At 74.6% G+C, this 11,459-nt stretch carries 9 protein-coding genes; all 9 read left to right on the forward strand.

Features of this window, described 5'->3' with window-relative positions; translation table 11 throughout:
• The first annotated feature begins 14 nt into the window (after positions 1 to 14).
• Positions 15 to 1,517 (forward strand): bifunctional UDP-N-acetylglucosamine diphosphorylase/glucosamine-1-phosphate N-acetyltransferase GlmU, encoded by a 1,503-nt coding sequence (gene glmU / locus ACI78U_RS09210; protein WP_456874998.1) that lies wholly within the window; start codon positions 15 to 17, stop codon positions 1,515 to 1,517.
• Positions 1,518 to 1,530: 13 nt separating this feature from the next.
• Positions 1,531 to 2,511: a ribose-phosphate diphosphokinase gene (locus tag ACI78U_RS09215; protein WP_456874999.1), complete on the forward strand. Its 981-nt coding sequence runs from the start codon at positions 1,531 to 1,533 to the stop codon at positions 2,509 to 2,511.
• Between the two features lie 231 nt (positions 2,512 to 2,742).
• The gene (locus ACI78U_RS09220) at positions 2,743 to 3,447 is read left to right on the forward strand and encodes a 50S ribosomal protein L25/general stress protein Ctc (protein WP_456875000.1); all 705 of its coding nucleotides are present in this window, start codon (positions 2,743 to 2,745) and stop codon (positions 3,445 to 3,447) included.
• A gap of 101 nt (positions 3,448 to 3,548) precedes the next feature.
• Complete coding sequence (gene pth / locus ACI78U_RS09225; RefSeq protein WP_456875008.1) at positions 3,549 to 4,106, forward strand: aminoacyl-tRNA hydrolase; 558 nt, start codon at positions 3,549 to 3,551, stop codon at positions 4,104 to 4,106.
• A gap of 339 nt (positions 4,107 to 4,445) precedes the next feature.
• Positions 4,446 to 5,783, forward strand: coding sequence for a sugar transferase (locus ACI78U_RS09230; RefSeq protein WP_456875001.1), 1,338 nt, complete (start codon positions 4,446 to 4,448; stop codon positions 5,781 to 5,783).
• Positions 5,784 to 5,931: 148 nt separating this feature from the next.
• Entirely contained in the window at positions 5,932 to 7,197 is a 1,266-nt protein-coding gene (locus tag ACI78U_RS09235; protein WP_456875002.1) for a DUF1972 domain-containing protein, read from the forward strand.
• The gene (locus ACI78U_RS09240) at positions 7,194 to 7,943 is read left to right on the forward strand and encodes a CDP-alcohol phosphatidyltransferase family protein (protein WP_456875003.1); all 750 of its coding nucleotides are present in this window, start codon (positions 7,194 to 7,196) and stop codon (positions 7,941 to 7,943) included. Before ACI78U_RS09235 ends, ACI78U_RS09240 begins: the two co-directional genes overlap by 4 nt.
• Positions 7,944 to 8,302: 359 nt before the next feature.
• The gene (locus tag ACI78U_RS09245; protein ID WP_456875004.1) at positions 8,303 to 8,668 is read left to right on the forward strand and encodes a hypothetical protein; all 366 of its coding nucleotides are present in this window, start codon (positions 8,303 to 8,305) and stop codon (positions 8,666 to 8,668) included.
• Positions 8,669 to 8,895: 227 nt separating this feature from the next.
• The coding region (locus ACI78U_RS09250) for a LamG-like jellyroll fold domain-containing protein (protein WP_456875005.1) at positions 8,896 to 11,459 on the forward strand (2,564 nt) is incomplete at its 3' end.

An 11,459-nucleotide genomic window follows, 5' to 3' on the forward strand; every position in this document is an offset into this window, starting at 1 on the left:
GTCGGAGGAGATCCGTGAGCCCCCAGCAGGCAGTCGCCGCCGTCGTCGTCCTCGCCGCCGGGCAGGGCACCCGGATGCGGTCGGCCACGCCGAAGGTGCTCCACGAGCTCGGCGGGCGCTCGATGCTCGGCCACGTGCTGGCTGCCGCCGCGCCGCTGGGCGCCGGCACCACCCTGGTGGTCGTCGGGTCGGGCCGCGCGGCCGTCGAGGAGCACCTGGCCGCGGTCGCGCCCGGCGCCCGGGCGGTGCTGCAGGAGGAGCAGCTCGGGTCCGGGCACGCCGCGCGGGTCGCGTTGGACGCCGCCCCCGACCTCGAGGGACCGGTGCTGGTGGTCAACGGCGACGCGCCGCTGCTCACGGCCGGCACGCTGGCGTCGCTGGTGGCGGCGCACACCGCGGCCGGCAGCGTCTTCACCGTGCTCACGGCCGAGGTCGAGGACCCGGCCGGGCTGGGCCGGATCGTCCGGGACGGGGGCGGTGCGCCCCGGGCGATCGTCGAGGAGCGCGACGCCACCGCCGAGCAGCGGGCGATCCGCGAGGTCAACGCGGGGGTGTACGTCGCGAACGCCGGGACCCTGCGGCGCGTGCTGGCGGGCCTGGCCACCGACAACGCACAGGGCGAGCAGTACCTCACCGACGCGCTGGCCCCGCTGGTCGAGGGCGGGGCGCCGGTCGCCGCCGTCCGCGCCGAGGACCCGGCCGACGTGCTCGGCTGCAACGACCGGGTCGAACTCGCTGCCCGCCGCCGCACCCTCAACGACCGCGTGCTCGACGCGCTGATGCGCTCCGGGGTCACCGTCGTCGACCCGGCCACGACCTGGGTCGACGTCACCGCCACCGTCGCGCCCGACGCCCTGCTCGAGCCGGGGGTGCACCTGCGCGGGACGACGTCGGTGGCCACCGGCGCCGTCGTCGGGCCCGACACCACGCTGGTCGACACCACCGTCGAGGAGGGCGCCGCCGTCGTCCGCTCGCACGTCCTCGGCGCGGTCGTGGGCCCGCGGGCCTCGGTCGGCCCGTTCAGCTACCTGCGGCCGGGGACCCGGCTGGCCGGGGGCGCCAAGGTGGGCGCGTTCGTCGAGACGAAGAACGCGCAGGTGGGCGAGGACTCGAAGGTGCCGCACCTGTCCTACGTCGGCGACGCGACGATCGGCCGGGGCGCCAACATCGGCGCGGCCACGGTCTTCGTCAACTACGACGGCGTGGCCAAGCACCACACGACGATCGGCGACGAGGTGCGCATCGGGTCGGACACGATGCTCGTGGCTCCGGTCACGGTCGGCGACGGCGCCTACACCGCCGCCGGCTCGGTGATCACCGAGGACGTGCCGCCGGGGGCCATGGGTGTGGCGCGGGCTGCACAGCGCAATGTGGCAGGCTGGGTGCGGCGGCGCCGTCCGGGGACGGCCGCCGCGAGAGCTGCAGCAGCAGCAACGGCCGGAGGCACGGCCGGGAGCCGGGCCATGGGTGACATCCCGGACCGACCGGCGGAGCCCGAAGCGGACCACGAGCGGTAGGGGCACACAGCCGATGAGCGCGATCCGGCAGACCACCAGCAAGAGCCTGATGCTCTTCTCCGGCAGGGCCTACCCGGAGCTGGCGGCGGAGATCGCCGGCCACCTGGGCGTGACGCCGACGCCGACGGCGGCCTACGAGTTCGCCAACGGCGAGCTGTTCGTGCGGTTCGAGGAGTCGGTGCGCGGCTGCGACGCCTTCGTCGTGCAGAGCCACACCGCGCCGATCAACACCTGGCTCATGGAGCAGCTGATCATGGTCGACGCGCTCAAGCGCGCCTCGGCCAAGCGGATCACCGTGGTGGCCCCGTTCTTCCCCTACGCCCGGCAGGACAAGAAGCACCGTGGCCGCGAGCCGATCTCGGCCCGCCTGGTCGCCGACATGTACAAGACCGCCGGTGCCGACCGGCTCATGACCGTCGACCTGCACACCGCCCAGATCCAGGGCTTCTTCGACGGCCCGGTCGACCACCTGTTCGCCCTGGAGCTGCTCAGCGGCCACGTGCAGGACCGGTGGGGCGACCGCGACATCACGGTCGTGTCCCCGGACTCCGGGCGGGTCCGGGTCTCCGAGCGGTGGAGCGACAAGCTGGGCGGTGTCCCGCTGGCCTTCATCCACAAGACCCGCGACCCCATGCGGCCCAACGAGGTGGTCGCCAACCGCGTCGTCGGCGAGGTCGAGGGCCGCGTCTGCATCCTCCTCGACGACATGATCGACACCGGCGGCACGATCGTGAAGGCCGCCGAGACGCTCTTCGAGGCCGGCGCCGCCGACGTCATCGTCTGCGCCACCCACGGGGTGCTGTCCGGCGCCGCCGTCGACCGGCTGAAGAACAGCAAGATCAGCGAGGTCATCGTGACCAACACGCTGCCCATCGAGCCGGCCCGCCAGTTCGACAAGCTCACCGTCCTGTCGATCGCCCCGCTGCTCGCGCGGGCGATCAAGGAGGTCTTCGAGGACGGCTCGGTCACCAGCCTCTTCGGCGGCGCCAGCTGACGGTCCGTGCCGAGCGGGGGCACGGGGGGCCTCCCGAGGCCGGACGGGGAGGGCCAGCGCAGCAGGGGACGGCACCTGGCCGCGGTCACCCGGCCGGCGGCCGGGTAGCATGGCAGCGCCCGGCGAGGGAGCGGTCCGTCCGACTCCGTGATCGACGTGCGTGTGCTCCGAGTGGGTGTGCCGCGCGCGGCCGCCGGCACACCGGCCGATCCACCAGAGGAGCACACCACCGTGGCTGACTTCCGCCTCGTCGCCGAGGCCCGCACCGAGTTCGGCAAGGGCAGCGCCCGCCGGACCCGCCGCGCGGGCCGCATCCCCGCCGTCCTGTACGGGCACGGCCAGGACGTCGTCCACCTGTCGCTGCCGGCCCGCGAGTTCGCCGCGGCGCTGCGCAACGGCGGCACCAACGCCCTGATCACCGTCGTCCTCGACGGCACCGAGCAGCTCGCGCTCACCAAGTCCGTCCAGCGCGACCCGCTCACCCGCGTGCACGAACACGTCGACCTGCTCGTCGTCCGCCGCGGCGAGCGCGTCACCGTCGACGTCCCGGTGACCGTCGTGGGCGAGGCCGCCTCCGAGACCCTGGTCAGCGTCGAGCTGAACACCGTCTCGGTCGAGGCCCCCGCCACCGCCATCCCCGAGACCGTCGAGGTCGACGTCACCGGCCGCGAGGCCGGCCACGGCGTCACCGCCGGCGAGCTGACCCTCTCCGGCGGGGCCACCGTGCTCACCGACCCCGAGGCCCTGGTCGTCAACGTCATGGCCGCCCCGACCGCCGAGCAGCTCGACGCCGAGCTCGCCGAGGCCGAGGCCGAGGCCGGCATCGAGCGCGAGGAGTCCGCGCCGGCCGAGGAGGGCGTCGGCGAGGGCGACGTCGTCCCCGAGCCCATGGCGCAGGGCGGCGGCGAGTCGATCGAGTCGACCGAGAACAGCTGAGGTCCCCGCTGACCGAGAGCACGTCCCGCAGGGGCGCCGGCGCACCCGCCGGCGCCCCTGCGGCGTCCCTCCCCTCCGAGGGGCCCTTCCTCGTCGTCGGGCTGGGCAACCCCGGTCCGGGCTACGCCGGCAACCGGCACAACGTCGGCGCCATGGTGCTCGACGAGCTCGCCGCCCGCGCCGGCGTGCGGCTGGCCGCCGGGAAGGGCGCCCGGGCCCGCGCGCTGGCCGGCGAGGGCCGGCTGGCCGGCCGCCGCGTCGTCCTGGCCCGGCCGACGACGTACATGAACGAGTCCGGCGGCCCCGTGCGCGGGCTGCTCGACTACCACAAGCTGCCGGCCACCGACCTCGTCGTCGTCCACGACGAGCTCGACCTCCCCTTCGCCGCGGTCCGGCTCAAGCGTGGCGGCGGCGAGGGCGGGCACAACGGCCTGCGCTCGATCAGCCGCTCCACGGGCACCCGCGACTACCTGCGCGTGCGAGTCGGGATCGGCCGCCCACCCGGGCGCCAGGACCCCGCCGACTTCGTCCTCAAGGACTTCTCCGCGACCGAGCGCAAGGAGCTCGACCTGCTGGTCGCCGAGGCCGCCGACGCCGCCGAGGAGCTGGTGGCGCAAGGGCTCGAGGCGGCCCAGAACGTCGTCCACCCGCGCAGCTGAGCCCCGGTCGCGCCCTCCCCCTTCGGGTGAAGAGTCACTCTCCGCATTGACCCCGTTGTCACGCTCTGTGAGTGTCCTCCAGGCGTCGGGGGACCAGCACGCAGGGCGCGGCGAAGACATTGCGCACCGAGCGTGACCTCTGTTTCCCGTGCGCACGGGGAGTGACGAGGGGGAGACGTGCTACTGGACCACCACCACGCGACCGGACCGGGGAGCTCGACGCCGACGCTTCCGACTCCGCGTCGGGCCCCCGACTCCGCTGCTGGCCTGCACGCCGTCCGGCGGGCGCCCGCCCGCCGGTGGGCCGGCCGCTACTCCGCGGCCCTGCACGGCCTCGACGTGGCCGCCGCCCTGACCGCCTGCGCCGGGGTGCTCGCGGCGCAGCCGTCCCTCGGCTCCGCGCCGCTGCGGACCGCCGCCGGGCTGGTGCTGGCCTGGCCGCTGCTGCTGCTGGGCACCGGCGCCCACGAGGAGCGGGTGTTCGGCACCGGCAGCGACGAGTACCGCCGCGTCAGCCGGGCCGGCTTCCTGCTGCTCGCACTGGCCGGCGTCGTCTCCTTCGCCGGTGACCTGGAACTCAGCCGCGCTCTGGTGCTGCCGGCCGTGCCCGTGCTCACCCTCCTCACCCTCGTCGGCCGCTACGCCGCCCGGTGCGCGCTGCGCCGGCTGCAGTCCCGCGGCGCCTGCACCAAGCGGGTCGTCGTCGTCGGGCGCGGCGGCGCCGTGGTCGAGCTGGCCACCGCGGTGACCCGGGCGAACTACGCCGGGCTGCAGGTCGTCGGCGCCTGTGTCACCCCGGAGAGCCGGGCCCGCGTCGCCGACCGGCTCGGCGTCCCGGTCAGCGGTCTCGACGACGTCGCCGAGACCGCCGAGCGGCTGGGGGCCGACGCCGTCGCGGTCACCTCGGCGAGCGAGACCGCCGCCGAGTACCTCCGCCGGCTGTCGTGGCAGCTGGAGGGCACCGGCATCGAGCTGCTCGTCGCGCCCGGCCTGATCGAGGTCGCCGGCCCGCGGCTGCACATCCGCCCGTTCGAGGGGCTGCCCCTGCTCTCGGTCGAGCAGCCGCGCTTCGGCGGCTGGGGCCGGCTGGTCAAGGGCGGGGTCGACCGGGCCGCCGCGGCCCTGGCGCTGGTGGTGCTGGCACCGCTGCTGCTGGCGCTGGCCCTGGCCGTGCGGCTCGACGGCCCCGGCCCGGTCCTCTACCGGCAGGAGCGGGTGGGCGTGAACGGCCGGCGGTTCACCATGCTCAAGTTCCGCAGCATGGTGGTCGACGCCGACCGCCAGGTCGACGCGCTGCAGGAGCAGAACATCTCCGACGGCCTGCTGTTCAAGATGCGCACCGACCCCCGGGTCACCCGAGTCGGCCGCTGGCTGCGCCGCCTGTCCCTCGACGAGCTCCCGCAGCTGCTCAACGTGCTCGGCGGCTCGATGTCGCTGGTCGGCCCGCGGCCGCCGCTGCCCCACGAGGTCGCGCGCTACGACTCCTCGGTCAGCCGGCGGCTGCTGGTCCGGCCCGGACTCACCGGGCTGTGGCAGATCTCCGGGCGCAGCGACCTGTCGTGGGAGGAGTCGGTCCGCCTCGACCTGCGCTACGTGGAGAACTGGTCGCTGGCGCTGGACGCGCTGATCCTCGTCAAGACCTTCCGCGCGGTGCTCAGCCGCTCCGGCGCCTACTAGCGGCCGCCGGCGTCCCCCTGCTCTCACCCCGGTCCCACCCGGCCGGGGGAGGAGGGACGACCGCTCCGCTCCCTACCGTCGGTCCGCGCCGCTGTGCGCGGAGCGGGCCGACCGTCTCCTGCTCCGCACCGACGGAAGGACGCGACCGATGGACCGCTTGAGCCTCGCCCTGGTGGGCACCCGCGGCGTGCCGGCGCGCTACGGCGGCTTCGAGACCGCGGTCGAGGAGGTCGGCCGCAGGCTCGCCGACCGCGGGCACCGGGTCGTCGTCTACTGCCGCACGTCCCCGGGTGCCGCCGAGGCGCCGCCCGCCGAGCACCTGGGCATGGAGCTCGTGCACCTGCCGGCCGCCCGCCGCCGGTCGCTGGAGACGCTGAGCCACACCGCGCTGTCGGTCCGCCACCTGGTCACCCACCGCACCGACGCCGCCATCCTGTTCAACGCCGCCAACGCCCCGCTGCTGCCGGCCCTGCGTGCCGCCCGCATCCCCGTCGCCACCCACGTCGACGGGCTGGAGTGGAAGCGGGCGAAGTGGGGGCCGGTGGGCCGGCGGTACTACCGCGTCGCCGAGTCGCTGGCGGTGCGCTGGTCGGACGTGCTCATCGCCGACGCCGAGGGCATCGCCGAGTACTACCGGGCCGCCTTCGGCGCCCCCACGACGCTGCTGACCTACGGCGCCCCGCTCATCAGCCCCGGCGCCGACAAGCTGGCCGGGGCCGGCCTCGAGCCCGGCGGCTACCACCTGGTGGTGGCCCGCTTCGAGCCGGAGAACCACGTCGACGTCGTCGTCGAGGGCTACGCCGCCAGCGACGCCGCCAAGCCGCTGGTCGTCGTCGGATCGGCGCCCTACGCCGACGCCTACACCCGGCGGGTGCACGCGCTGGCCGACGAGCGGGTGCGCTTCCTCGGCGGCGTCTGGGACCAGGAGCTGCTCGACCAGCTCTACGCCCACTGCGCCACCTACCTGCACGGGCACTCGGTCGGCGGCACCAACCCCTCGCTGCTGCGGGCCATCGGCGCCGGCGCGGCGGTGACCGCCTACGACGTCGACTTCAACCGCGAGGTCGTCCGCGACTCGGGCCGCTTCTTCCGCACGCCGCAGGACGTCGCCCGGCAGATCGCCGCCGTCGAGGCCGACCCGGAGGGCACCCGCGAGGCCGGCCGCCGGGCCCGCGCCCTGGCCGCCCGCTACGACTGGGACCAGGTCGCCGACGGCTACGAGCAGCTCACCCGGCGCCTGGCCGCGCGGGACGTGCCGCGCCGGCGCCCCAGCGGCCGGCGCAGGTCGACCGACGCGGACCCGCCGCCCGGCCGGCCGGACGTCTCGGCACGGGTCGCCGACGTGGTGCCGCTGCATCCGCCGGCACGGCCGGGGCAGTGGGGACACGAGGACCTCCCGGCGGCCCAGCAGTGACCGCCACCGTCCAGCACCCCACCGCGGACCTGCGGACGACGCTGCGCCGACTGACCGCTGCGCAGAAGGGCGTCGCCGGCGCGCCGGCCTACTCGCGGTTCGTCAACCGGCCGATGGGCCGGCTCTTCGCCGGGATGGCGTTCCACGCCGGGCTCACGCCCAACGCGGTCACCGCGGTCAGCGCCGCGTTCACCGCCACGGGCATCGCGCTGGTCGTCCTGGTGCCGCCGTCGGTGCCCGTGGGCCTGGCCGTGGCTGCGTGCCTGGTGCTCGGCTATGCACTCGACGCCGCCGACGGGCAACTCGCCCGGCTGCGCGGTGGCGGGTCGCCGGCGGGGGAGTGGCTCGACCACATGGTCGACGCGGCCAAGCTGCTGGCCCTCCACCTGGCCGTGCTGGTCGCGCTGTACCGGTTCGTGGCCGTCGAGCCGGGACCGCTGCTGCTGGTCCCGATCGGTTACTGCATCGCCGACGGTGTGCTGTTCTTCGCGATGCTGCTCAACGAGGCCCTGCGCGCCCAGCACGGGGTCGCGACGCGCGCGCAGCCGTCGACGGCGACGCCGTCCCTGCGCCGGTCGTTGCTGTCGCTCCCCACCGACTACGGCGTCCTCGCCCTGTCGTTCCTGTTGTGGGGCAACCCGGCGGTCTTCCTGTCCGTCTACGCCACGCTCTTCCTGGCGACGGCGGGGCACCTGGCCCTCGGGTCGGTCAAGTGGTTCCGAGAGATGGGCAGGTTGCCACGATGAGCACCTCCACGCACCAGACGACGGGGCGGATCCGCCGGAGGCGGCTCCTCGCCTGGTCCGCCGCCGCGCTCACCATCGGTCTGGCGGTGGCCGCGTTGTTCCTGACCGGCGGCCGAGGCGACGACGGCGGACCCGGCGGGACCGACGCGGCGGCGACGTCATCGGCCGCCGTCCCCAGCACCGCGTCGGATCCGACGACTCCGGGTCCTGCCGAGCCGCCACCGGCCACCCCCCAGCCGACGGGGCCGACGACTCCGGGTCCTGCCGGGCCGCCACCGGCCACCCCCCAGCCGACGGGGCCGACGAGCGACGCGGACGAGCTGCCGCCCAGCTTGCCGCCGGTGCCGCTGGACAGCTCCGTGACGGTGGACGACGACGTCGCGGTCACCCTCGAGGGCATCGAGGCGATCGAGGGCAGCGGTCACGGTCCGGGCAACGTGGGGGGGCCCGCACTGCGGGTCACCGTCCGGTTCGACAACCGGACGGCTGACGCGGTCGACCTGTCCGGTGTGGCCGTCGACCTCGGCTACGGCACCGAGCAGGTGCCGGGGTCGCCCCTCGACGACCCGTCGGCCGCATCGGTCGCCGGCATGCTGGAACCGGGGGAGACCGCCGAGGGCGTCTACGTGTTCCGCGTCCCCACGGAGACGCGCGACACGGTGACCGTCTCCGTGGGCTACCAGCCCGGGGCTCCCTACGCCGTCTTCACCGGCTCGGCCGCCTGATCGCCGCCGAGCACGTCGTCACGCAGGGTCCCGGCCGTCCGGCCGGGGCCCTGCGGTCGTTCGTGGTGGTCTCACCCTGAGTGAGGCACATGCCCGCCTCTCGGCATCTGAGTGACGCTCTGTCACCGCATCAGGGGATGTCACCGACCCTGTCGTCACGCTTAGTGTCCGCCTGCCGGTCAGCGCGGCAGGCCGGCACCACGGGAACGAGCGGGGGAAGTACGTCGATGTCTGAACGGTTCACGTCTGCGCCCAGGTCGCTGCTGGCGGCTCTGGTCGCCTTCTTCATGGTCACCGGAGTCGTCGGGGGGGTGCTCGTCCCGGGGGTCGCCCGGGCCGACTCGGCTCCCCTGGACCCCGCCAACCCGGTCACACCGACCACGGTCACGGCCGACCCGCTGCCGACGGTGCAGATCAACGGGGTCGCCTGGGCGCAGCTCGTCGTCGGCAACACCGTGTACGTGGCCGGCAGCTTCACGCGGGCCCGCCCCCCGGGTGCCGCGCCCGGCACGCAGGAGACGGTGCGCAACAACATGCTCGCCTACGACATCCGCACAGGAGCGCTCATCACCTCCTTCGCGCCGGACCTCAACGGGCAGGCGCTGGCACTCGCCGCGTCGCCCGACGGGTCCCGTGTCTACGTGGGTGGCTCCTTCACCCAGGCCAACGGCCAGGCCCGCGCGCGCATCGCTGCCTACGACACCGCGACCGGCCAGCTCGTCAGCACGTTCCGGCCGGCGGCCAACAGCACCGTGCGCGCTCTCGCGGCGACGGACGCGACCGTCTACCTCGGCGGTGAGTTCAGCGCCGTCGGGTCGACCGCCCGTGACCGCCTGGCCGCCGTGTCGGCGAGCACCGGGGCCCTGCTGCCCTGGGCTCCCCGCCCCGGAGTCGGCTCCACGGCGGGCAACACGCTGCCCAACGACCCGGAGAAGAACGCCCAGACGAGCAACTACGTGCTGGCGATGGTGCTCGCGGGCAGCAACGGCCAGGTCGTCGTCGCCGGACGATTCGACTCGCTCAACGGGATGAAGGCGACCGGCGTGGGCGCTCTCGACGGCGCCACCGGCGCCACCCGGCCCTTCGCCGTCGGCTCGCTGATCACCAACCAGGGCGTCAACTCCGCGATCTGGAGTCTGAGCACCGACGGCACCAACGTCTACGGCACGGGGTACGACTTCTGGGGCCCGGGCAACCTCGAGGGCTCCTTCGCCGCGAAGGCGAACGGCGGCGCGATCCACTGGATCAACGACTGCCGAGGCGACAGCTACAGCGCGTTCGCGGTCAACGGCGCCGTCTACCACGCCACGCACGCCCACACCTGCGGCAACATCGGCGGTTTCCCCGAGCAGAACCCGAAGGTCAACATGTTCGGAACGAGTCTCTCGCTCGCTCCGGCCGGCACCGTGGGCAACGACACCATCGCGAACCAGAACTTCGCTGGCAAGCCGGCGCCGTCGGTGCTGCCCTGGTACCCCACCTTCTACTCCGGGACCTACACCCAGCAGTACCAGGCCGGATGGTCCGTGACCGGCAACCGGGACTACGTGGTCTACGGCGGCGAGTTCCCCGGCGTCAACGGGTCCGAGCAGCAGGGACTGGTGCGCTTCGCCGTCCCGTCCCTGGCGCCCAACCGGGTCGGCCCCCGGGCGACCGGCACCTTCGCGCCGACCGTCACGATGATCCCCGGTGCCGCCCGCATCACCTGGCGCGCCGTGCACGACCGGGACAACGAGCACCTCACCTACCGCGTGTACCGGGACGCCGTGTCCGGCACGCCGGTCTGCCAGGTCACCCGCCCCTCCCAGTGGTGGCAGCTGCCCACCTACGGCTGTGCCGACACCGGGGCCACCGCCGGCTCCCACCGCTACGTGGTGGTCGCGAGCGACCCGGCCGGCAACTCGCTGACCTCCACCTGGGCGACGGCGACCGTGGGCTCGTCGAACCGCAGCGCCGACCGCCTGTACGCGCAGGTGGTCGCCTCGGACGGCCCACGGAGCCACTGGCCGCTGGGGGAGACCTCCGGATCGCTGGCGTACGATCGGCTGGGCACGCAGGCGGAGGACATGGCGGTCGGCTCCGGCGTCTCGCGCAACCAGGTCGGCGCCATCGCCGGTGACGCCGACCTGGCCTACCGGTTCAACGGGACCTCCTCGGGCACGATCGGCACCCAGTCGGCCACGGCCGGCCCGCAGGTGTTCACCGTCGAGGCCTGGTTCCAGACCACCACCACCCGCGGTGGGAGCATCGTCGGCTTCGGCAGCTCGCGGACCGGCCTGAGCGGCACCTCTGACCGGCACGTCTACATGGACGCGCAGGGCCGGGTGTCCTTCGGGGTCTTCAACACCGCCCGGCAGACCATCACAACCAGCGGCGCCTACAACGACGGCCGGTGGCACCACGTCGCCGGCGCGCTCAGTCACGCAGGCATGGCGCTCTACGTCGACGGGCAGCTCGTCGGCACGCGCGCCGACGTCGTCCGGGCGGACCCCTTCACCGGCTACTGGCGGGTCGGCGGCGACCGCAGCTGGGCCACCGGCCTGGACTGGTTCGCCGGCCAGATCGACGAGGTCGCCGTGTACCCGACGGCCCTCTCGGCGGAGCGGGTGGCGGCCCACGTCAGCGCCGGCCGGACGGGCGAGGCCCCCAACGTCGCCCCGACGGCGTCGTTCACCGCGGCGCCGGCCGACCTGGCGGTGTCGGTGGACGGGTCGGCCTCGGCCGACACCGACGGCCGGGTGGTGTCCCACGCGTGGGACTTCGGTGACGGCGCGACCGGCACCGGCGCGAC

The organism is Geodermatophilus sp. SYSU D00710 (assembly GCF_054050195.1).

What these genes read in the sequence shown, in the direction of transcription:
- ACI78U_RS09215 (WP_456874999.1), top strand. Translation starts at nt 1,531, where the DNA reads ATGAGCGCGATCCGGCAGACCACCAGCAAGAGCCTGATGCTCTTCTCC.
- ACI78U_RS09235 (WP_456875002.1), top strand. Translation starts at nt 5,932, where the DNA reads ATGGACCGCTTGAGCCTCGCCCTGGTGGGCACCCGCGGCGTGCCGGCG.